The organism is Lentilactobacillus senioris (assembly GCF_026798195.1).
Taxonomy (GTDB): domain Bacteria; phylum Bacillota; class Bacilli; order Lactobacillales; family Lactobacillaceae; genus Lentilactobacillus; species Lentilactobacillus senioris_A.
In genome coordinates this window covers 320,810-342,317 of sequence record NZ_JAPQEZ010000002.1, presented here as the reverse complement: position 1 = coordinate 342,317, position 21,508 = coordinate 320,810, and the positions used below count along the sequence as shown (strand labels likewise).

The following is a 21,508-nucleotide window of genomic DNA, read 5'->3' as shown; positions in this document are numbered from 1 at the left end:
AATTCATTCTAACATACTTTATTTAGGGAATAAAAAATGTGTCTGAACATTTTATACGATGTTCAAACACAGTTCTCTTCAATCTTCATTTAAAAAATTAGCGGGACAACTCTAGGTACCGATTAAACCAAATGGCAATAAACTCCTCGGAAAACGGACCTTTCCGGTTATCGATCCAATCGACCAAAATTTTGACGTTACGCTTTAAAATTCGATCAATTTCGGGACCGTAATGCCAACGTTTGCTAAAATCTTCGTATTCATCTACATCCAGTAACCGCCGGTGACCGTCTGCATATACTTTAACGTCTAAGTCATAATCAATATACTTTAAAGCTTCTTGGTCCAAAACATAGGGTGAAGCTAAATTGCAGTAATACACAATGCCATCATTTTGCAACATTGCTACCACATTGAACCAATATTTTTTATGAAAATATACAATCGCTGGTTCTCGAGTGACCCAATGGCGGCCGTTGTCCTCGGTGACCAACGTATGATTATTACAGCCAATTAAGCTATTATCGTTCGCCTTTAAAACCATAGTGTCCCGCCAAGTACGATGCAAGCTACCATCATGCTTGTAGCTTTGGATCGCAATGAAGTTACCTTCGCTTGGAAGTCTTCCACTGCATCCCATAATGGATCCCACTTTCTGGTTGGTTTTAAGCGATTGTCACCAATCTTATCTGTCATTATAGCAGATGGCTAGGATCATGTCGTTATCGATTAGTTTAATTCACTAATTATTTTTTCGATGTCATCTAAACTAAACCCTTTGCGATACAGAGCCTGCTTAGTTTTTTGCGTCCGCTTATAAGTTTCTTCTGCTCGAAATTTATGCCAATATTTTTCTGCTATCCGTTGAATATTTTCTTGATCATCTGCATAGACAGAATCATCAACCACTTCTTGCATGACAATTTCGATAACCTCAGCAGTAAAACCTTTGCGATATAATGTTTGCCTGGTTTTATCTACTGCCATTTTACCGGATTCTCTGTGATTCTTTTTTAATTGATTTTGGGCCACCTTTTGTCCTATTTCAATTTGGGTGGTGATCGGATAATAGTTTTGAATAGCCGCTTCAATCTCATTAGCTGTAATTTTTTTTTGCCGTAATTGATTTTGAATTGCTCCAGGTCCCTTTTGGGCCTCATTAACTATGGTCCGAACGTAACTTTCTGCATACCGTTGATCATTTAATAATTGCTGATCTTGCAACCGCTCAATTACTTCTGTAATTCGTTGCTCATCATCCGTTAGCTCGGCTAATTTAGTTCTGACTTCTGCGACGGATCTTAATTGATGTGCCAAGTAATTTAAGGCCCGATTATACAACTTAGAAACTGTATCAGCATCTTGTATTTGTTGTTGTAATTGGTCGTCAACTTCCATCCCCTTAAAGATTTGAAAGTTAATCAAGACGTCTTCACTAATTGGAAAAGCGTACTGATCATCCAAGTAAATATTGTAGCGTCCTTTGCGACGTTGAGCCTCAATTTTAGTTATTTTCTTCATTAATTGCGCCTCCAATTCAACGGTAAAATTCATTTTCCGATTTATTTTTGCTATACTAAATTCATACTAAAAATTCGAAAAGAAAAGAGATGCGTTATGATTACTGCTCAAGTTATTTACGCAACCATTACTGGCAACAACGAAGATATTGCCGACATTATCACCGAGCGTTTCGAAGATCGGGGCATTGACGTTAACCAAACCGAAATTTCTCAAGCAGACGCTAGTGTTTTTTTAGACTGCGATATCTGTGTTGTCTGTCCTTACACCTATGATGAAGGTGCCCTTCCCGAAGAAGGCTTAGACTTTTATGACGATCTTCAAGAACTCAATTTATCCGGTAAATTATATGGAGTGGCCGGTTCTGGAGACACTTACTATGAAGAATACTTTAACGTAGCTGTGGATAAATTCGATCAAGCCTTTCAAAAGGCCGGAGCTACTAAGGCTACCAAAAGCATCAAAATTAGCTTAGAGCCAGATCAAGTCGACATCGAAGCGTTAGATGAATTTACCGATGATTTAATTTTAGCTGCTCAAAAGCAAGCTGCAGAATAAATAATTGGGAGGAATTAGCCACTCACCAGGTGACTAAATTCCTCCCTATTTATTTTTTCGAATTCGTAATGCTCCGCGCTTCATCACCTGAGCAATCGCATCAGTTTGTTCCTGAATTTCTCCGTGTTTTAATTCTTGGACGGTAGCGTTCACTACTCCTCCAAATAATAAAATTAAGGCCGAAAAATCTAACCAAAACATTAATACAATAAACGTTCCGATTGTCTTATACGCCGTAATGCTATTAGCAAAGTACTGAACATAGTACGTAAAGCCTTGTGATAATAACATTAGACCAATAGTTGAAACTAAGGCCCCTACCCATACATACCGAAACTTAACTCGAGCGGTAGGCACAAAATAGTAAAGTAACATCAACAAAAACCAGACTGAAAAAATTGTCACTGGCCACTTAACCGTGTTAATCACTGACCCTAAATCACTTGGTAACCCCAACCGAGGAGTCAACCATTCAATTGCCATTTGACCAAACGTAAAGAATATCATCACGGCCATCACGATCAAAATCAAAACGATCATCCAAACAAAGGACAAAATACGGTTAGAAATTGCTGTTTGGTGTTTAGCTACTCCATAAGTTTGATTAATTGTCCGTTGAAATGCTGCAACAGCACGACTAGCAGACCAAATAGTCACAATAATCCCAAAAGAAAATTGCCCAGTACTATAACCATTTAAAGTAGATTCAATGATGGGTTTTAAAAAACTATAAATGCTATCCGGGAAAATCGGAGCAGCATACTCTAAAATCTGGTCAGCATCAAAATTAAATAATTTCAGTAAGCTTCCTAACAAAATAATAATGGGAAAAATAGATAGCAATGAATAAAAAGCTAAAACAACAGCTGAATCAGAAATATTCCCCTCTTGGTAATGGTTAATTAACGAATGGGTAAAAGTTTTCGTCTTTCGCCACAGTATGGTCCCCCATTTTTTCATTATGCTTCTTGGGACCCCAAAGTTTCTTGAATTGCCGTCAAAATATATTCGGCTGCATGACCATCTCCATAAGGATTTTTAGCGGTGGCCATCCGTTTATATTCTTGAGGATCATCCAGTAATTGATTCATTGCCATTTCAATTGCTGTTGGATCGGTACCTACCAGCTTCAAGGTACCAGCTGTAATCCCTTCTGGTCGTTCGGTAGTGTCTCGTAAAACTAATACCGGCTTTTCTAACGATGGAGCTTCTTCTTGGACCCCTCCGGAATCGGTCATAATAAAGTAACTACGAGCCGCCATATTATGAAAATCAATCACATCCAACGGTTCTACTAAATGAACCCGTTCTAAGCCATCAAAAGCCTCGTGGGCTGCTTGTTGGACCGCTGGACTCAAGTGAACCGGATAGACAACTTCTGTATCAGGATGATTTTGTAATACCCGCTTAATGGCTGCAAAGGTCCGTTTCATTGGTTCTCCTTGGTTTTCGCGGCGGTGCATAGTTAACAAAATCATTTTATTATTAGAACTTAACTCGTTTAAAACACTATGTTCATACTCCGCACTGACCGTTTGTTTTAAGGCATCAATGGCGGTATTTCCAGTCACAAAAATATTTTCTGCGGGATGGTTTTCCTTTAGCAAGTTTTCTTTGCTAAGCTGTGTGGGCGCAAAATACATGTCAGCCAAAACATCCGTTAACTGGCGATTCATTTCTTCTGGATATGGCGACCACTTGTCCCACGTCCGTAAGCCGGCTTCTACGTGGCCCACTTTAATTTGATGATAAAAAGCACTGATACTTGCTGCAAACGTAGTTGTTGTGTCACCATGGACTAAAATAATATCAGGCTGCACTTCCATAATAATCGGATCTAGTTGCTGAATTACCTTGGTGGTAATATCACTTAGACTCTGGCTTTTTTGCATGATATTTAAATCATAATCTGGAATAATCTGAAAAATACTTAATACCTGGTCTAACATTTCTCGATGTTGACCCGTCACAACGGTCACGGGTATAAATTCTGCTGGCCGTTGTTGCATCTGTAAAATTATCGGGGCCATTTTAATGGCTTCCGGACGAGTTCCAAAAATAGTCATTACTTTGATGGGCTTCATAATCGTCCTCCTTCGTTCGCCATATTATACCAAATTTGACGCTTCTTTTTAATTTTATTATAAAAAGGACTAACTACTAATATGGTATAATCAGTTGGTGTGACGTTATTTTAATACTTAAAATTTAAATGAGGACTTAACTATGTCAAGTGACTTAACAACCAACTTAACTAAATACGCTAACTTAATCGTTAATCTGGGAGTTAACGTTCAACCCAAGCAAACTATCATTATTTATGCGGCAGTAGATCAAGTTCAATTAACCCGCTTAATTACTAAGGCTGCTTATGCTAAAGGGGCTGCAGAGGTAATCATTAAATGGGATGATCCCGTTATTGACCGTGAATTTTTAACTAATGCTGATCCTATCCGGCTTCGAACTCCATATACGTTTGAAAAACAAGCAGCTACTGAGTTAATGAATAAAAAAGCTAGTCGAATCTCTATCCTGTCTAATTCTCCAGATGCGTTTAAGACAGTCCCAACAGACCAGCTTCAAGCATATAAAATTGGCAAAACCATCATTAAGCAACCAGTAATGAAAGCCACTATGAATAACGATATTAGTTGGTTAGTAGTCGCTGCAGCTAGTCCAGAGTGGGCCCAATTAGTGTACCCTACTGAAACAGTAGAGGATGCCACTAACCATTTATGGCAAACCATCTTTGCAGCTAACCGACTAAATACTGCTAATCCAGAGACTAGTTGGGCAGAACATATCGCTTTTTTAGATAACCAAGCAGCCTGGCTAAACTCCAATCAATTTGACGCGCTTCATTATCAATCAGCTAATACCGATTTAACAATTGGCTTACCAGCTAACCATGTCTGGAAAGCTGCGGGAGACAAAGATCGTTCTGGTAACTCGTTTGTGCCTAATATGCCTACCGAAGAAGTCTTTACCGCTCCTGATAACCGGCGAATTGATGGGACAGTTGCTAGTACCTTACCCCTTAGTTACAACGGTCAGATTATTAATGGTATCCAATTAACCTTTGAAAGTGGTAAAATTATTGCGGCTACGGCTAAGGAAGGTACCGAACTATTAACTAGTCTCATTGACACCGATGCCGGTTCTCATAGCTTAGGAGAAGTTGCTTTAGTTCCAGAAGACTCTCCAATTGCTCAAACAAAGACTATCTTTTATAATACTTTGTTTGATGAAAATGCTTCAGACCACATTGCCATCGGGGCTGGTTATCCGTTTAACATCCAAAACGGTACTAATATGACAGCAGACCAATTAGCGGCTGCCGGACTAAATCAATCTGATGTCCACGTTGATTTTATGATTGGTTCTAAAGATATGAACATTACTGGTATTACTAAAACACAACAAGAAATTCCCATTATGCAAAACGGCAACTGGGTTTAATTTTTGGAGGAAATATTTTGAAAACCATTAGTTTAATTGTTCCCTGTCACAATGAGGAACAAACTATTAACATTTTTTACGACACCACCGCGAAAGTCTTTGAACAGCTAAACGAACAAAATGTTGAAACCTATGTTCCAGAATATGTTTTCATCAATGATGGTTCAACAGATAAGACTTTAACCGTTCTACGAGACTTACAAGATGCTCATCCAGAAAACGTCCACTACATCTCATTTTCCCGGAATTTCGGAAAAGAATCCGCCTTCTCGGCAGGTTTTAACAATGCTAGCGGAGACTTTGTAGCCGTAATGGATGTTGATTTACAAGATCCCCCGGAGTTATTACTACAAATGGTGCCTATCTTAGAAAGCGGCGAATATGAATGCGTTGGTAGCATCCAAACTTCGCGAAAGCAAAATCCAGTTCGGGCCTTCTTATCCTCTTCATTTTATAAGTTAATCAACAAAATGTCAGAGGTAGAACTAAAACAAAACGTTCGGGATTATCGATTAATGACCCGTAAATACGTAGATGCCGTTTTGGAACTCCCCGAATACAACCGTTTCACTAAGGGAATTTTTTCTTGGGTTGGTTTTAAAACTAAGTACTTAGAATATGAAGGAGTGGAACGTTCAGCCGGAACTAGTTCTTGGTCATTATTTCAATTATTTGAATATTCCTTAGAGGCAATCGTCGACTTTTCAGATGTCCCCCTTAAAATTGCATCCTTTATCGGCGGCATCATCTGTTTCTTTTCCGTAATTGCCCTTTTCTTCGTTGTAATCAGGGCTGCCTTTTTCGGTGGTTCCGTCAGCGGTTGGGCTTCAATGGTCTCAATTCTATTATTCATGAGTGGGGTTCAATTGTTCTGTTTAGGAATTGTCGGTAAATACATCGGCAAAATTTATTTAGAAACTAAGCATCGCCCAGAATACGTTATAGAAGAAAAGCGGTAAAATTAATGAAATGGATTTTAGCAAAGTATAAACAATACCAAGAAGTGATTGCCTACCTCTTTTGGGGGGTAGTTACCACCGTTGTCAATATTGGAATTTTTATTTTTCTTAAACGCTTTACTGGCTGGAACTACCAAGTCGATAACGCTATTGCGTGGTTTATTTCCGTAGTAGTGGCATTTATTTCCAACAAGGCCTTCGTCTTTAAATCTCAGTCGGCTTCTTTAGGGCAAACTGCCCGTGAATTTCTTTCCTTTACTGGTGGTCGGGTAGCTACTTTATTAATCGAATCTGTCATTTTATGGGTGGGAATTTCCCTTCTTCATGGGAATGATGTGATCGTTAAAATCATCGACAACGTTGTAGTGGTAATCATCAATTACTTCTGGTCTAAATGGGCTGTTTTCAACAACAAGGCTAAATAATTGTAATTTTAAGTGCCATTCGCTATTATAAAGTCATGGAAATTATTTCCACGACATAGAACAACTGATTAATTACATAAGAGGTTGTAATAGCTCTTTGTTCCCTCACTTCGGTGGGGGATTTTCTTTTAGCTAAAAAACGGAAGCTAACACTTTAAGTAGTGTTAACCTCCGTTTTTTTAATCATTCTGTAATTGGTTTAGAACTAGTTTTTAATAATTTCATCCCACTCCAATAAATCAGTGCCGTAATTGCCATTGCGATGAAAGTAGCTCCAACCGTGTTAGCAATGAACGGAATTTGTTTTAATCCCCAATAGGCTAAGACTCCTAAGATCCAGCTAGCAATAGCCGTCCAATTCATTCCGTTTTGATACCAATAAGCGCCCCCTACTTTTGTCAATTCAGCCACTTGGTATTTTTTATGTTTCAGCCAGAAAAAATCGACTAAGAAAATCGCAATTTCAGGTCCTAAAAACATCCCAATACCATCTAGAAAAGTTTCAAATACTTCTAAGAAACTCGCTAGGTATACCGGAATAAAGGTAACTAATGTAGCTACAATCGTTACAATCCACAAGCTAGCATTTAACGATAAGCGGTGCACAATGTTAGTTAGTGCCGAACCGGCAGACATCAAGTTCACTGCGTTAGCCGTGGTACTAGTTAAGACAATTACTAACAATGCTAGAAACCCCAGACCTAACTTAGCAGCTACGGTACTAGGATCAGAGTTGTTAGGATCAAAGTGGTTCAACGTAATGGCAGTTCCAATCGTAGCGAATAAACCAATGAATGCAAACCAGAATAGTCCGATATTAGCTCCTAAGAATGAAGAGGTTGTTGTAGCTGACTTTTTGTCCGTAAACCGGCTAAAATCAGAAGCCGCCGTTACCCAAGCTAAGTTGAAAGCCGCCAAAGTATCCGCTGCGACTCCAGAAGACATTCGTAAGTTGTGTGGTGGTTGCCAAGCGACGATTTCTTGTAGAGAAACCATTTTAAAAACCACTACTGACTCCCAAATCACAAAAATCACTACCAAAATTATTCCGACCCGTTCAATCATTTGAATTGAGCGTTGGCCTAACGAAATACTAATCAAATGCAAAACGCTCATGATTAAAATCCCAACGATCAAGCCAAAGTTGCCGCCTGGTTGTCCGTACAGTGGCCACCCAAACATAGTATTGAACAGATAGCTTATGGAAGTCGCAGCAATAAAAGTATTCACTGCTGCCCAGCCGATAAACTGAATCACGTTAATGGCGGACGGAATAAAACTGCCTCGTAACCCGAATGAAGCTCTGGTTAAAGCCATCGCCGAAACTCCGGTTTTATAACCCATGTAACCAGCCAATACTAATAATAAATAAGAGCAAAGTCCTACAATAATTAACGTAGTGGAAGCCGTTAAAAAACCACACGCTGCGATTACCCCACCAATATACCAGGTTCCGTTATTAGCGTTAGCCCCGATCCAAGTGGCAAATAAATCCCAATTAGTCATTTTGCGATTAGCCAGCGGCACTGCTGTTACCCGGCCAAATTCTTGTGGTGCTTCTGAAGTTACTTTGGTTTCTGCTTTCATTGGTCCACCTTTCTTAATCCTCTTGGTTCAAATCCCATACTATCGGCCTATAAAATTTCTCCGAAAAATTCACCTTTAGTTAACGTCTTAAAATCATAAGTGGCAAAGTCTTGGGCATTCTTGGTGTACCAGTGCAAACTTTCTGTCACCATCAAGTTCACACCCTCTTCTTTTTCCTGAAGAGCTAAAATTGGTTTATTTCGCATCGTGGCTACCCCTAATTCATAAGCGGTACCGGAATCAATATTTTGTGCTTCAAAATCTAAAACAGTCACAAGGACGTCAGCTGCTTTAATTTGATCCATATCCCGCTGATAAATTTCAGCTGCCCATTCTTTGCTGAACTGTTCTGCTTGAGCGTCTTGATGCAAACGTGGTGAATAAAAATCAGTTACCGTTGGATTTTGTTTCAGGGCTTCTTCTACCCTTTGAACCCGATCGACTTGTTCGGGACTAAAAAACGGACTTGCAATATAAATTTGTGCCATGGAAAAATTCCTCCGGTTAATAATTTTTCAACCCACTTCCCATAAAAAAACGGCCAGACTCCGCAAGGAATCCAGTCGTTAGGTGCACTACTGCTAGTGCTTTTTTATCGGACCCTTACTAGCCTCACAGGACTAACTTAAAAGGAAATATTTGGTTGTTGTTAGCTATTATACGGATTCACCTAGTCATCGTCAAACTGATTAGCGCAATTAAGATTGTAATTAACCGTTTTAGTTGTTAACAGATCAGATTTTAAACTTTTTTCGTGTCATAAAACAAAAAGCTCGAAGCACCAGGTTAATACCTAGTACTTCGAGCTATTTTATCAGGAAGTGACCCCATCCGGACTTGAACCGGAATCAACCGCTTAGGAGGCGGGTGCCCTATCCAGTTGTGCTATGGGGCCAATACCCTTTAATTTTCTCATTTTTAAAACTAAATGTAAAGAGACTTAAGATTGTTTTCGCTTATAGCGCATCCCTTTACGCTTAGAATGTTTCTTTTTATTATGCTTTTTAGGACTAACCGGATTACTTGCAGTAACTGGTTTTTTCCCGGCAATTCGCACAGGTTTGTCATCATTAGTAGTTTTAGGCTTAGCTGACCGTTCAGAAACAGCGGCCTTATCAGTTGTCTTAACTACTTGCGAATTTGCGGGTTCCACGGTTGGTCTGGTAGTAGTTAATTGATTACCAGCAAAGTAAACTTTCACCAGTTGGTAACCTTGCGGACTAATCAAATGATTTAATTCTCGTAAGTCATGATCATTACCAAAACTCAACACCTGACCGCTAGCACCCATTCGACCGGTTCGGCCACTACGGTGAACGTATACCCGCGCGTCTTTAGGTAGGTCAAAATTAATCACCGCTGGTAAATCGGCAATATCCATCCCCCGCGCAGCCACATCGGTTGTCAACAAGAGTCTTAATTTGCCATTACGAAAATCCGTCAACGCCTTTTGGCGATCCACTTGCCGTTGGTCAGCCGTTAATTCCCCAGCCGCAACGTGATTGTGGCGCAAGAACGCTGCCGTTTTCTTCAAGGTGGCAACTTGGTTAAAAAAGACCAATGCCTTAAATTTCGGCATGTGCAATAACCGTATTAGCATTTGCGCCTTCTTAGGATTAGAAACCATTAGCAATTCGTGGGTAACTTCTCCTTGAGTATCATCAATCTCACGAACGTCTAAGGTAGTTACTTCTGGAATAAACCATTTAGACAACTCCGCTAACACATCGTTAGTGGTGGCGGAAAAGAACCCTAGAGTAACCTCCGTTGGGGTATGGTCCACAATGCTTCTAACCTGATCCAGAGAATCTTCGCTCAACAAATTATCAGCTTCATCAACAATTACGGTAGTTACATTACTGGTCTTTAACCGCCCAATTTCAATCAAGTTTAAAATTCGGCCCGGTGTCCCCACTACGATCTGAGGATGTTTTTTCAACCGTTCCATCTGTCGCTTGATGTTCGCACCACCAATTAGTGAGAGTACTTTAATATCTAGTTGGGCCGCCCACTGACTCATGACCTGACTAGTTTGGGCTGCTAATTCAGCTGTGGGTTCCAAAATAATTGCTTGAGTCGTTTGTTCCGCCATAATTCGTTCTAACACCGGTACGGTAAATGCTACGGTTTTACCAGAACCAGTCGGTGCGATTCCTAAAACACTTTGTCCCTGCAACATGGGGCTGTACACCGCCGTTTGAATGGCTGTTGGCTGTTGATAACCTAATTGAGTTGCGTAAGCTTGTAATTTTTCCTGCAAAGTAGTCTCCTGTTATTCTTCATCGTCCGGAAAGACCAAGTTAGCATCTTGACGTAAATTAAAGAGCACTTTATTTACGTTCATGCTTAATTGGAACCACCGGTCATAATCTAATTTATTTTGCGGATCATCTGGGTTATTAATTACCCGTTCAAAATCCTTCACTTCTGGATACATTGGGTTAACTTCGTCAACGTTACCAATGGTAGTTCTTTCACCTTCACCATTAACGTAAACCACGTCGCCAATTTCACCAGCATCGTCAATTTCAATGGTATCTCTTAACCCGTAAATTTCTGATTGCATGTATGAATTGCTAGTCTTGCCAAAGTTTAAAACAACGTTATATTCTGGGTATTGCAAAATAGCAGTCCCCTTACCATCAACTTCTGTACTAATAATTTGTGGGAAGTAAGATACTTCATCAGGCATTCCAAACAAAGTTACGGCATCATAAACGGTGTAAACCCCTAAATCTTGAAGCGCCCCACCAGCAAATTTCAATGAGAATATATTAGGTACTTCTCCGTCTAACACCTTGTCATAACGAGAAGAATACTTTTCATAAGTAAATTCTGCTCCTTGGATGACCGGCATTTTAGCTACTTGTTTTTCAATGGCCTTAAAGTTAGCAGTATGAATTTGGCGAGCAGCTTCGAAGAATAAAACGTTAGGTTTTTGTTTTAATAACGCTTCGATTTCTGCCATTTGTTTTTGATTAGTAAATGCGGGTTTTTCCACAATGATATGTTTATCAGCCGCAATTGCCAACTTAGCATATTTAAAGTGCAAACTGTTAGGCGAAGCAATATAAACAACGTCAAACGAACCATCGTTAAAGAAACGATCCAAGTCATCGAAAGTTTCCGCTGCATGGTTATGTTCTGCAAAGGCCTTAGCCTTGTCCATTGTTCGTGAATAAACACTGGTTAACTTGAAATCAGTGTTTAACTCCGTTGCATCAATAAACTGTTGGGTAATCCAATTGGTACCAATAATTCCTAATTTAATCATAGTTAGCCTCCTTCGATCTTCATATTTATATTGTATCAATGTTTTTTTATAAAGAATACTTCAAAGACCATATCTAGCAAATGTTTTTGGTACAATAAAGGGAAATTAATTGCAAAGGATGGTCGATATGCGAAGAAGAACGGTAATTTTATTTGCGGCATCATTAGTTGCGGGTTTACTCAAAACTCCCAAAAAACATAAGGAACTGCCTAATGGTAAAACTGATCCGCGTTTTTTTGTAGGTTCTTGGCAGTATACTGATCAAGAAAATCGACTCCATTATTTAGCTATTAATCCCGATCTGGAATTAATAATTGATCAAAAACCAGTTAAGGGGAATGTGGAAACTATTAATGCCTATCAACTAATTTTCTTGGATGCATTAGGCTACCATTTAATCATCAAAGCAAATGAAATCGGCCCCGTCGCATTTTTTGACGAAGCCGATAATGTTAATTATTCACTTAATAAAGCTAATTGACATTGGCGGACAAATATTGTTCCCACTTCAATTGATTACCATTAAATACTGCCTGAGTAAAACTTTGTTTAGTACCTGAAAGGTCAATCGTTGGTTTTCCCGGAACCGATAAAAATCTGGCATCCCCGTTGGGTTTTCCCAACGTACCATCAGAATACCAAAGTTGATACTTAGTTCCGATCTTAATTTCTAAGTGATCTAAAACTGATTTTGGTCCCCAAAAGAGCAATGGTCTTCGATAGTAATGGGTTAATTGTTTAGCTAGCCTTATAATTTTTTGACGAGTGGCTTGCCAATTCACGTTGTCATCAGAATAGGTTCCATAATAATCAATATACAACGCCATCGGTAAACTCCCGGTATTGGTTTTTACTTGATTAATTATATTATGATACTGCGAGTTAGCAGTGCTACTAAAGCTAAACACATGATAAACTCCTACTGGCAGCTGAGCCCCCTGGCTACGAGAATAATTACTGTTAAAGCTATCATCGCTAAATGCAGCTCCTTGAGTAGCTTTTAGATAGACAAAATCTACCTGTGCTTTTTTTAAAGCATCAAAATCTACATAACCATCATTTTGGCTTAAGACTACCCCTGCAATGGGGTATTTTTTTAATTGCTGTTTTTCATAATATCTATATCCCAGCCAGCCACCAATGGCTATCAATAGTATCACTCCAAGCAAGGAGTAAATAATTATTGATCGTCGCTTCCGTTGGTAAGTTTGGGTATAAATTGGTTGAATATCCTTACGCCCCATCAGTTCATCACCTTGCTACGTTACTTCCGGGTTTCACCTATGATGCGATGAACGTTTTGAATGGACTGTTCGGTATCGGGACCCATTCGCACACTAGTCATCATAAATAGGGTATCCACGATCGTAGTTTGCGCAATCAATGAATACATCCCTTCAGAACGATAATTAGATTCATCACTAGAAGAAATAAAGGTAATATCACTTTTTTCAGCTAATGGTGATTCCGGATAACTGGTAATCCCAATTACGGTTGCTCCAGCCTCGTGTAACGTGTCGGCTAGTTTTAACGTTTGCATGTTTCTTCCAGAGTGTGAAATCACAATTGCACAATCATCCTTAGTTAATTTTACCGCTTGCATCAACTGTACGTCAAAATCTGGGTAGTAAAAACAAGGAATCGGTGTTCTTAAAAATTTATGATAACCATCTAATGCCACCACTGAAGAACCTCCTAAGCCAAAAAAGCCTAGCGTGTGACAATTGATAATTCTTAAAACTGCACGAGCAAATTCACTATCTTCAATATTTTCTCTAGTATCTTGAATAGCTCGTTGAGCACTAGCAAAAATTTTATCAGCAATTTGAGGTAACGTATCGTCTGGATTTATTTCCTTAAATATAGGTAGATTTGATGGTCGTAGTTGAGTATAGGCTAATGCCAATGAAAACTCTCGGAAATTATTATAGCCTAGATTTTTTACCAACCGGGAAATAGAGGCGGTAGATGTTTTGGTTACGGCCGCCATTTCTTCAATATTTAGTTCTGAAGCTCTTTGGGGATTATTAATTACGAAACGAGCAATTTTTTTATTGGCCTTACTAAGGTCCTCAAAAGTCTGTTTTAATAACTGTATTGGAGAACTCATCGCGGTCACCTCTTTAATTTTTTTAATTTATGTAAATATTTTACAGCAAAACAGTTGAATTGTGAAAATTTTTTTCATATAATTAATTAAGCGCTTCAAAGTAAATTATTATTTTTAGTTTTCATGTTAGAATAAAGGTGCTTGTGAATCACCGGGAATTCCCGTTTTTTTTATCCAAATCGAGGTAACCGGTTTCACTTGCTACTATATCCTAATTTTTGAACGAGAGGATGGAATCAATTATGGAGTATATGTTAGGCGTTGATATTGGAACTACCAGTGTCAAAACAGTCCTTTACGATTTAGATGGCAAGGTACAAGGCTACTCAAACGATGGCTACGACCTTTATCAAGACACCCCAGATATGGCCGAGGAAGATCCAGAAGAAATCTTCTCCGCAATGAGCGAAGGAATTACCGAAATTTTAAGAAAAGCCAACGTTAAAAGTGGCGAACTTAAAGGAGTTTCTTTCTCATGTGCCATGCACAGTTTAATTTTGCTTGATGAAGATCACAAACCTTTAACTCGAGCAATCACTTGGGGAGACAACCGTTCAGTTCAATACGCTGACAGTTTGAAGGCTAGTCCTGAAGGAATGGAACTTTACCAAAAGACCGGGGTTCCAATTCACCCAATGACTCCCCTATCAAAAATGATTTGGTTACGCAATGACGAACCTGAATTGTTTAACAACGCCCGTTACTTCGTTGGAATTAAGGAATATATCCTTTACAAATTATTTGGTCAATTAAAGGAAGATTACTCCATTGCCAACGCAACTGGTTTGTTTAACATTTACAACCTTGACTGGGATGATCAAGCTCTTGAAATTGCTGGTGTTACTCGCGATCAGCTTCCTGAACTAGTTGATACTACTTACCAACTTCATGGTTTGAAGGAAGAATACGCTAAAGTCTTCGGCATGGATTCAGACGTACCATTCATCATTGGGGCTTCTGATGGTCCGTTAGCTAACCTTGGAGTTAATGCTATTAAGCCTGGAGTTGTCGCAGTTACCATTGGTACTTCTGGTGCCGTTCGGGTTGTTACTGACAAGCCAAGAACTGATCCTAAAGCCCGGGTATTTTGTTACTATCTAGCTAAGGATATGTGGGTAATCGGTGGGCCAGTTAACAACGGTGGGGTTGTCTTCCGCTGGGTTCGCGACGAACTTTGTGCTCCAGAAAAAGTTACGGCAGAACAATTGCAAGTTGATCCATACGATTTGTTGACTGACATTGCTGCTAAGATTCCTGCTGGCTCAGACGGTTTGATCTTCTTCCCATACTTAGGTGGGGAACGGGCTCCAATTTGGGACGCCAATGCTCGGGGTTCATTCTTCGGACTTAGTCGTACTCATACCAGAGCTCACATGATCCGGGCAACTCTTGAAGGGATTGTTTATAACCTTTACACCGTTATGCTCGCCCTTGAAGAAGTAGTTGGCAAACCAACTAGTATCCAAGCCAATGGTGGCTTTGCTCGTTCAGAACTTTGGCGTCAAATGCTTACCGATATCTTCGAACAAGACGTTTCTATTCCAGAAAGTTTCGAAAGTACTGCTCTAGGGGCTGCTACTTTGGGAATGTACAGTTTGGGCTTGATTGATAGTCTTTCAGAAGTTTCTAAGTTTGTGGGAACCACCGTGGCTCACCATCCAAACCCAGCAAACTTCGAAGCATACCGGGAATTAATTCCAATTTATATTCGTTTAAGCCGTTCACTTCAACCAGAATATAAAAATATAGCTGAGTTCCAGCGAAGACATGACCGTAAAAAGGATGAGCTTTAATTAGGGGTCTTGTTTTCGATATTAATATCATAAAGTCTGAAGGGAGACTTATTTTATGAAGTTACTTGCCTTATTAATTGGGATCATCTTCTTATTAGTCCTAATTATTAGATTCAAGATTAACACTTTCGTAGCATTAGTTTTAACAGCTGCGGTTACCGCCCTCTTGTTAGGTATGCCAATGCAAAATATTGCTACGTCAATTGAAACTGGTATCGGTGGTCAACTGGGGGAACTATCGATGGTCTTTGGTTTTGGGGCCATGTTGGGCCGACTGGTATCTGATTCCGGTGGGGCCTACATTATCGCTAACACCTTGATCGAAAAATTCGGTCGAGCTCGTTTGCAATTAGCCGTAATGGTTGCCTCATTTATCCTTGGGATCGCCCTCTTCTTCGAAGTTGGGATGGTATTGTTGGTTCCTATCGTCTTCGCCATCGCGGTTGAAGCTGGGGTACCAATCCTATTTCTAGGAATTCCAATGGCCGCTGCCTTGTCAGTTACCCACGGATTCTTGCCACCTCATCCTGCTCCAACTGCCATCGCCCAAGCCCTGGGTGCTAACGATGGTAAAGTCCTACTCTTTGGTTTAGTAGTTGCTATTCCAGCAGCTTACATTGCTGGTCCTGTATTTACCAAAGTTGCTGAAAAGTTTGCTCCTGACGCTTTTGAAGCTAAAGGAAACCTATCTTCTATCGGGGAAATCAAACACTTTTCTAAAGAAGAATCACCATCATTTGGTCTTTCTGTTTTAACCGCCCTCTTCCCAGTTATCTTGATGGCTATCACTACCGTTTATAAGATGACCGTTGAAGGTGGAACTACTCCTAAGAACCCAACTACCATGGATTCAATTGTTGCCTTCATTGGTTCACCAAGTATTGCAATGTTAATTTCATTATTATTTGCAATGTGGGCAATGGGCTGGGCTCGTAAGAGAACAACCGGTCAAATCATGGAATCACTTGAAAATGCCGTTAAATCAATTGCTATGTTGCTCTTAGTTATTGGTGGTGGTGGTGCCTTCAAGCAAGTTCTTATTGATGGTGGTGTTGGTAAAGAAGTTGCTAGCATGTTCGCTAACACTTCAATCTCACCATTGATTCTTGGTTGGTTAGTTACCGTTGTTCTCCGTGTTGCTTTAGGTTCTGCAACCGTTTCTGCCTTAACTGCTGCCGGAATTGTGGCTCCATTAATGGCTCAATCAGGTGTTGATCCTGCCCTCATGGTACTAGCAATTGGTGCCGGTTCATTAGCTGCTTCTCACGTTAACGATGCTGGTTTCTGGATGTTCAAAGAATACTTTGACCTTTCAGTTAAACAAACTCTTCAAATTTGGACCGTTTTGGAAACTGTTATCTCAGTTGTCGGAATCGTCATTGTTATGATTTTAAACATGTTCTTCCATTAAAATCTAAATTAATATCATTATTAAGGAATCCAAACATTGGATTCCTTTTTTTGTTAGTTTTAAAGCCGTAAAAATACTCCTTAACCGTTGTTTAATTAGTTAAGGAGTATTTATTCTAATTAGTTATTCGATGGTCTCATAGATCAATTCTGGTGCTTTAGCACTAGCACTAATTTCAATATTGTTGTACAACAATTCTTTAATGTCCTCTACGTCTTCGCGGTTGCTGTAAATCGTCAATAATGGTTCTCCGGATTCTACACGATCACCAATTTTCTTATTCAACATAATTCCAACTGCATAGTCTAATTGATCATCAGCTTTTTGGCGACCGCCACCTAATAACATGCTGGCAATTCCCATTTCATCAGCCTCTAGCTTAGAAACGACACCACTAGTTTTGGCTGGGAGTTCAATTTGGTACTTGGCTTGTGGTAACACTGCTTGGGGCGCATCAACTACGATAGCATCCCCACCTTGAGCAGCCACCATTGCTCTAAAGCGTTCTAGGGCTTGTCCGTTGTTGATAACATCTAAACACATTTGCTTGCCTTCAGCTACCGTTTCGGCCTTATGGCCCATCACGGCCATGTAGCCACCAATAGTGGTAATTAATTCAACTAAGTCAGCAGGACCGTTACCTTTCAATAACTCAATTGATTCTTCAATTTCTAAGGCGTTACCGATGGCCTTGCCTAGTGGTTGATTCATATCAGAAATAATTGCCATACATTGCATTCCTACTCCTTGACCAATATCAACAAGTGCTCGAGCTAATTTTTCTGATTCTGGTAAGGTCTTCATGAATGCACCCGCACCGGTTTTGACATCAATAATCAATGCGTCAGTACCAGAAGCGATCTTCTTACTCATGATGGAACTGGCAATCAACGGAATGGAATCTACCGTATCAGTTACATCTCGTAACGCATAAATCTTCTTATCTGCTGGTGCAATATTACCAGTAGCCCCAATAATTGCTAATTTTTCGTCATTTACCTGCCGTTTAAAGTCGGCTTCACTAATTTCTACCTGATATCCTGGAATGGCTTCTAACTTATCTAAGGTACCACCAGTGTGACCCAGACCTCTACCAGAAATCATTGGCACTGGAATGCCCAAAGCAGCAACTACGGCAGCTAATGGAATACTGGTCTTATCACCAACGCCCCCAGTAGAATGCTTGTCAACCTTAACTCCCTCAATATCGCTTAAATCTAAATGATCACCAGACTTCATCATCGTCATCGTTAGGTTAGACTGTTCTTCCTTAGTCATTCCGTTAAAATAAGTGGCCATTAAAAAGGCACTCGTTTGGTAATCTGGAATAGAGCCATCAACTACTCCGTCTACAAAGAATTGAATTTCTTCTGGAGTTAATTCTTTTCCTGATCGTTTCTTATCAATCACGTCTACCATGCGCATAATATAGTCGCTCCTTTTGTAATCGGTTTCATCATTTCGTTAATAAAAACTCAATCCAAATTGAATTGAGCTTTATCAGTATTAATCTAAATTTACTAATTTTTGGGCTAATAGTTGATCAATGACCGCACAATTAGCATATCCTGCTTTAAGGACAGCGTGAACCCCAGCGGCTTTAGCTACGCCGGTTGCAACTAGCATTGCGTGTTCTTTTTGCTTTAGGTCGTCTAAGGCAATGCCGATTGTTCGTTCATTAATCGTGGTACTGACAATTTCACCATTTGCATCGATGAATCGTGAGCAAACATCACCTACAGCTAATTGCTGCAGTTCGTTTTTTTCAGATTCATTAAAATATCCCAGTTGGAAAATTAAAGCTTCGGTCCTAACAGTTCCCACCGTGAAGATAGCTACGTTAGCTTTTCTTCCCAGTTCCAAAATGTGGTTAATGTGGCGGTCTTTTTCCACCATTTCCTTAGTAACCTGATTATCAAAAATTACTGGCAAAGGTAAAAATTCCGGATTACCGTGGTAAGCTGCCGCCAGTTCATTAGCACTTTCGTAAGCAAAAGTTTTTTGGTTAGAAAAACTAACACTTCCCTTTAACTGCACTACTTGCACCCCGCTAACGGATTGTTCTTCAATGTTTTCCGCTAGTAAATGGACGGTCTTACCCCAGCCAATTCCAATGATGTCACCCGGTTTCACCAAAGTGGTTAAAAACTCTGCCGCATACTGACCGTAACTGTTTTGAAACGTATTCTCCAAAGGATTTCCCGGAACCACTTTGATAGTAGCTCCGTACTTTTGGGAAAGTTGTTGAGCCAAGTTAGCTGAGTCTAATAGTGGATTGACAATTTCAATTTTAACGATTCCCCTGTCCCTAGCAAACTGCAATAATCTAGAAACCGTGGGCCGAGAAATACCTAACCGGCTTGCAATCTGAGCCTGGCTTAAATCTTGTTGATAATATAATTCCGCTACTTCTTGACTTTGGACCAGCTTATCCGTTTCTAACTTTTCGCTCACAATGCATTCCCCTAGTCTTGCATATTGGCAATCGCCGTATCTAACGATAAGCGAATCATTTCATCAAAGGAAGTTTCTCGATCCTTAGCTGATAAACTTTCACCAGTTTGTAAATGATCACTAACCGTTAAAATGGTTAAAGCTCGAATATGATATTTAGCTGCTAATAAGTATAGCCCTGCTGTTTCCATTTCAGTAGCTAATACTCCGTAATCAGTAAGTTTTTGCATGTCTAATTCATCGTTATAGAATCGATCAGCTGCAAAAATATTTCCCACCTTAACGTCTACATCATTAGCTTTGGCAGTTTGGTAAGCTGAATCTAATAATTCGAAGTCCGCAATTGGAGAGTAGTACACACCAGGACCAAAAGTATTAGCGATAATTGATGAATCAGTCGTTCCAGCTTGACCTAAAATAATGTCTCGCATTTTAACATCCGGACTCATGCCACCACAGCTACCTACTCGGTAAATGGTATCTACACCGAATTCCTTGATCATTTCAGTAGTGTAAATGGCTAGCGATGGAATTCCCATACCAGCTCCCTGGACTGAAATTTTGTGACCCTTATAGGTTCCGGTAAAGCCAAGCATGTTACGCACAGAACTGTAACAAACTGGATTGTCTAAGTAAGTTTCTGCAATATACTTAGCCCGCAATGGGTCTCCTGGCATCAAAACGGTTGAAGCAATATCTCCTCTGTTGGCACCAATGTGTGTACTCATGTTTTTGTCCTCCTATTTCAAATCAGCTAAGAAACTTTGACCTTCGTCGTTACCGGCAACGTTAAAGTTAGCTAAGACGGTTTGCCCGAAGTCTGCAAAGGTGGAGCGTAATCCTAAGCTACCACTTTCTGTCATGGATGGTGAGTAAGCTAATAGTGGAACCATTTCACGGGTATGATCACTACCTTTAAAGCCAGGGTCATTTCCGTGATCGGCAGTAATTAAGAGTAAATCATCATCCTTTAAGTTAGCTAAGACTTTGGCTAACCGTTGGTCAAAGTCCATTAAGGCTTGGCCAAAACCAATTGGATTTCTACGGTGGCCATACATAGCATCAAAATCAACCAAGTTCATGAAGCAAAAGCCGGTAAAGTCTTCTGCCATTACGTGGTCTAAATGATCCATTCCATCCATATTGCTTTCGTTATGGTAACCTTCTTCGATTCCTTGACCGGAGAAAATATCATTAATTTTGCCGATTCCCACGGTATGAACGCCATTTTCCACTAAGTAGTCCAAATCGGTTTTACCAGTTGGTTTCAACGTAAAGTCATGGCGGTTAGCGGTTCTAACAAAATGATCTTTGTCTGGTCCTACGTATGGACGAGCGATTACCCGACCCACCGTATATTCCGGACCATTAACAATCGAACGGGCAAACTCACAAATTCGATAGAGTTCTTCTAATGGAATAATCTCTTCGTGAGCGGCAATTTGAAGGACTGAGTCACCAGAAGTATAAACAATTAGATCACCAGTTTGCATTTGTTGTTCACCTAACTCAGCGATGATCTTAGTACCAGATTCAGGACGATTACCAATCACTTTGCGGCCAGAAAAGTCTTCTAATTGCTTAACAATCGAGTCTGGAAACCCATTAGGAAAGGTACTTAATGGCTTCATTACTGGTAGCCCCATCATTTCCCAGTGACCATCCATACTATCCTTGCCGGCAGAAATTTCTTTCATCTTACCGTAATAACCTAGTGGTTGTTCAACTGCTGCCACTCCCATGATTTCCTTGTCTCGTAGGTTAACTAAACCTAATTTTTGTAGGTTAGGAATTTCTAACTTACCTTCATAAGCTTCGCCCACGTGACCTAAGGTATCAGAACCTTCATCACCATAATTAGCGGCATCAGGAGCTTCACCAGTTCCCACTGAATCTAATACAATTTCAAAAATACGTTTATACTTTTGTTCACTCATAGTTGCCTCCCGTAACAGTT

21 protein-coding genes and 1 tRNA gene are annotated in these 21,508 nt (G+C 39.9%); 7 read left to right on the top strand and 15 right to left on the bottom strand.

Annotation, left to right across the window (positions count from 1 at the left end; all coding sequences use genetic code 11):
• Positions 1-97: 97 nt before the first annotated feature.
• Together OXT66_RS03960 and recX are read right to left on the bottom strand one after the other, a co-directional pair.
• A complete protein-coding gene (locus OXT66_RS03960; protein WP_268595868.1) occupies positions 98-640 on the bottom strand; it encodes a DUF402 domain-containing protein in 543 nt (180 codons plus the stop codon).
• 89 nt (positions 641-729) lie between these two features.
• Positions 730-1,521 (bottom strand): recombination regulator RecX, encoded by a 792-nt coding sequence (gene recX, locus OXT66_RS03955; RefSeq protein WP_268595866.1) that lies wholly within the window; start codon positions 1,519-1,521, stop codon positions 730-732.
• 96 nt (positions 1,522-1,617) lie between these two features.
• Here recX and OXT66_RS03950 point away from each other — a divergent pair, with 96 nt between their 5' ends.
• Positions 1,618-2,079 (top strand): flavodoxin, encoded by a 462-nt coding sequence (locus tag OXT66_RS03950; protein ID WP_268595864.1) that lies wholly within the window; start codon positions 1,618-1,620, stop codon positions 2,077-2,079.
• Between the two features lie 45 nt (positions 2,080-2,124).
• Here OXT66_RS03950 and OXT66_RS03945 read toward each other — a convergent pair whose 3' ends face one another.
• Together OXT66_RS03945 and wecB are read right to left on the bottom strand one after the other, a co-directional pair.
• Positions 2,125-3,039 (bottom strand): YihY/virulence factor BrkB family protein, encoded by a 915-nt coding sequence (locus tag OXT66_RS03945; RefSeq protein WP_268595862.1) that lies wholly within the window; start codon positions 3,037-3,039, stop codon positions 2,125-2,127.
• Positions 3,039-4,163 (bottom strand): non-hydrolyzing UDP-N-acetylglucosamine 2-epimerase, encoded by a 1,125-nt coding sequence (gene wecB / locus OXT66_RS03940; protein ID WP_268595860.1) that lies wholly within the window; start codon positions 4,161-4,163, stop codon positions 3,039-3,041. The genes OXT66_RS03945 and wecB overlap by 1 nt, the downstream gene beginning before the upstream one ends.
• 142 nt (positions 4,164-4,305) lie before the next feature.
• Between wecB and OXT66_RS03935 the strand changes: the two genes are divergently transcribed.
• From OXT66_RS03935 to OXT66_RS03925, 3 genes are read left to right on the top strand one after another with little or no spacing between them, the layout of a single operon-like run.
• Positions 4,306-5,538, top strand: coding sequence for an aminopeptidase (locus OXT66_RS03935; protein ID WP_268595859.1), 1,233 nt, complete (start codon positions 4,306-4,308; stop codon positions 5,536-5,538).
• A 17-nt stretch (positions 5,539-5,555) separates the two neighbouring features.
• On the top strand, positions 5,556-6,497 hold the full coding sequence (locus OXT66_RS03930) for a glycosyltransferase family 2 protein (RefSeq protein WP_268595857.1): 942 nt from the start codon (positions 5,556-5,558) through the stop codon (positions 6,495-6,497).
• Positions 6,498-6,502: 5 nt separating this feature from the next.
• Entirely contained in the window at positions 6,503-6,922 is a 420-nt protein-coding gene (locus OXT66_RS03925; protein ID WP_268595855.1) for a GtrA family protein, read from the top strand.
• A gap of 183 nt (positions 6,923-7,105) precedes the next feature.
• On the opposite strand, the gene OXT66_RS03920 is transcribed toward OXT66_RS03925, so the two are convergent.
• From OXT66_RS03920 to OXT66_RS03900, 5 genes are all read right to left on the bottom strand, one after another.
• On the bottom strand, positions 7,106-8,509 hold the full coding sequence (locus OXT66_RS03920) for a cytosine permease (RefSeq protein WP_268595853.1): 1,404 nt from the start codon (positions 8,507-8,509) through the stop codon (positions 7,106-7,108).
• 47 nt (positions 8,510-8,556) lie between these two features.
• Positions 8,557-8,997 carry a nucleoside 2-deoxyribosyltransferase gene (locus OXT66_RS03915; RefSeq protein ID WP_268595850.1) on the bottom strand — a complete coding sequence of 147 codons (441 nt, stop codon included), beginning with the start codon at positions 8,995-8,997 and terminating at the stop codon, positions 8,557-8,559.
• A 334-nt stretch (positions 8,998-9,331) separates the two neighbouring features.
• A tRNA-Arg gene (locus OXT66_RS03910) sits at positions 9,332-9,404 on the bottom strand.
• 45 nt (positions 9,405-9,449) lie between these two features.
• Complete coding sequence (locus OXT66_RS03905; protein WP_268595848.1) at positions 9,450-10,769, bottom strand: DEAD/DEAH box helicase; 1,320 nt, start codon at positions 10,767-10,769, stop codon at positions 9,450-9,452.
• Positions 10,770-10,781: 12 nt separating this feature from the next.
• Entirely contained in the window at positions 10,782-11,783 is a 1,002-nt protein-coding gene (locus tag OXT66_RS03900) for a Gfo/Idh/MocA family protein (RefSeq protein ID WP_268595846.1), read from the bottom strand.
• Between the two features lie 127 nt (positions 11,784-11,910).
• Here OXT66_RS03900 and OXT66_RS03895 point away from each other — a divergent pair, with 127 nt between their 5' ends.
• Positions 11,911-12,264 (top strand): DUF4828 domain-containing protein, encoded by a 354-nt coding sequence (locus tag OXT66_RS03895; protein ID WP_268595844.1) that lies wholly within the window; start codon positions 11,911-11,913, stop codon positions 12,262-12,264.
• Here OXT66_RS03895 and OXT66_RS03890 read toward each other — a convergent pair.
• Positions 12,257-13,027 carry a GH25 family lysozyme gene (locus OXT66_RS03890; protein ID WP_268595842.1) on the bottom strand — a complete coding sequence of 257 codons (771 nt, stop codon included), beginning with the start codon at positions 13,025-13,027 and terminating at the stop codon, positions 12,257-12,259. The two genes, OXT66_RS03895 and OXT66_RS03890, sit on opposite strands and share 8 nt — an antisense overlap.
• 20 nt (positions 13,028-13,047) lie before the next feature.
• On the bottom strand, positions 13,048-13,893 hold the full coding sequence (locus tag OXT66_RS03885) for a MurR/RpiR family transcriptional regulator (RefSeq protein ID WP_268595841.1): 846 nt from the start codon (positions 13,891-13,893) through the stop codon (positions 13,048-13,050).
• Between the two features lie 242 nt (positions 13,894-14,135).
• On the opposite strand from OXT66_RS03885, the gene gntK reads away from it, so the two are divergent.
• Entirely contained in the window at positions 14,136-15,686 is a 1,551-nt protein-coding gene (gntK, locus tag OXT66_RS03880; protein ID WP_268595840.1) for a gluconokinase, read from the top strand.
• Positions 15,687-15,741: 55 nt separating this feature from the next.
• Entirely contained in the window at positions 15,742-17,097 is a 1,356-nt protein-coding gene (locus tag OXT66_RS03875; protein ID WP_268595838.1) for a gluconate:H+ symporter, read from the top strand.
• A gap of 123 nt (positions 17,098-17,220) precedes the next feature.
• Here the strand turns inward: OXT66_RS03875 and OXT66_RS03870 are convergent, their stop codons facing one another.
• The 4 genes from OXT66_RS03870 to OXT66_RS03855 all read right to left on the bottom strand — a co-directional run bounded on the left by OXT66_RS03870 (position 17,221) and on the right by OXT66_RS03855 (position 21,488).
• Positions 17,221-18,522 (bottom strand): pyrimidine-nucleoside phosphorylase, encoded by a 1,302-nt coding sequence (locus OXT66_RS03870; protein WP_268595836.1) that lies wholly within the window; start codon positions 18,520-18,522, stop codon positions 17,221-17,223.
• Between the two features lie 81 nt (positions 18,523-18,603).
• Entirely contained in the window at positions 18,604-19,551 is a 948-nt protein-coding gene (locus OXT66_RS03865) for a sugar-binding transcriptional regulator (protein ID WP_268595835.1), read from the bottom strand.
• 11 nt (positions 19,552-19,562) lie between these two features.
• Positions 19,563-20,279, bottom strand: coding sequence for a purine-nucleoside phosphorylase (deoD, locus tag OXT66_RS03860; RefSeq protein ID WP_054671482.1), 717 nt, complete (start codon positions 20,277-20,279; stop codon positions 19,563-19,565).
• A 12-nt stretch (positions 20,280-20,291) separates the two neighbouring features.
• On the bottom strand, positions 20,292-21,488 hold the full coding sequence (locus OXT66_RS03855; protein WP_268595833.1) for a phosphopentomutase: 1,197 nt from the start codon (positions 21,486-21,488) through the stop codon (positions 20,292-20,294).
• Positions 21,489-21,508 lie beyond the last annotated feature (20 nt).

Excerpts from the sequence above, each read along its gene's own strand:
- OXT66_RS03960 (WP_268595868.1), bottom strand. The coding sequence starts at position 640 with ATGGGATGCAGTGGAAGACTTCCAAGCGAAGGTAACTTCATTGCGATC.
- recX (WP_268595866.1), bottom strand. The coding sequence starts at position 1,521 with ATGAAGAAAATAACTAAAATTGAGGCTCAACGTCGCAAAGGACGCTAC.
- OXT66_RS03950 (WP_268595864.1), top strand. The coding sequence starts at position 1,618 with ATGATTACTGCTCAAGTTATTTACGCAACCATTACTGGCAACAACGAA.
- OXT66_RS03945 (WP_268595862.1), bottom strand. The coding sequence starts at position 3,039 with ATGAAAAAATGGGGGACCATACTGTGGCGAAAGACGAAAACTTTTACC.
- wecB (WP_268595860.1), bottom strand. The coding sequence starts at position 4,163 with ATGAAGCCCATCAAAGTAATGACTATTTTTGGAACTCGTCCGGAAGCC.
- OXT66_RS03935 (WP_268595859.1), top strand. The coding sequence starts at position 4,306 with ATGTCAAGTGACTTAACAACCAACTTAACTAAATACGCTAACTTAATC.
- OXT66_RS03925 (WP_268595855.1), top strand. The coding sequence starts at position 6,503 with ATGAAATGGATTTTAGCAAAGTATAAACAATACCAAGAAGTGATTGCC.
- OXT66_RS03920 (WP_268595853.1), bottom strand. The coding sequence starts at position 8,509 with ATGAAAGCAGAAACCAAAGTAACTTCAGAAGCACCACAAGAATTTGGC.
- OXT66_RS03915 (WP_268595850.1), bottom strand. The coding sequence starts at position 8,997 with ATGGCACAAATTTATATTGCAAGTCCGTTTTTTAGTCCCGAACAAGTC.
- OXT66_RS03900 (WP_268595846.1), bottom strand. The coding sequence starts at position 11,783 with ATGATTAAATTAGGAATTATTGGTACCAATTGGATTACCCAACAGTTT.
- OXT66_RS03895 (WP_268595844.1), top strand. The coding sequence starts at position 11,911 with ATGCGAAGAAGAACGGTAATTTTATTTGCGGCATCATTAGTTGCGGGT.
- OXT66_RS03890 (WP_268595842.1), bottom strand. The coding sequence starts at position 13,027 with ATGGGGCGTAAGGATATTCAACCAATTTATACCCAAACTTACCAACGG.
- OXT66_RS03885 (WP_268595841.1), bottom strand. The coding sequence starts at position 13,893 with ATGAGTTCTCCAATACAGTTATTAAAACAGACTTTTGAGGACCTTAGT.
- gntK (WP_268595840.1), top strand. The coding sequence starts at position 14,136 with ATGGAGTATATGTTAGGCGTTGATATTGGAACTACCAGTGTCAAAACA.
- OXT66_RS03875 (WP_268595838.1), top strand. The coding sequence starts at position 15,742 with ATGAAGTTACTTGCCTTATTAATTGGGATCATCTTCTTATTAGTCCTA.
- OXT66_RS03870 (WP_268595836.1), bottom strand. The coding sequence starts at position 18,522 with ATGCGCATGGTAGACGTGATTGATAAGAAACGATCAGGAAAAGAATTA.
- deoD (WP_054671482.1), bottom strand. The coding sequence starts at position 20,279 with ATGAGTACACACATTGGTGCCAACAGAGGAGATATTGCTTCAACCGTT.
- OXT66_RS03855 (WP_268595833.1), bottom strand. The coding sequence starts at position 21,488 with ATGAGTGAACAAAAGTATAAACGTATTTTTGAAATTGTATTAGATTCA.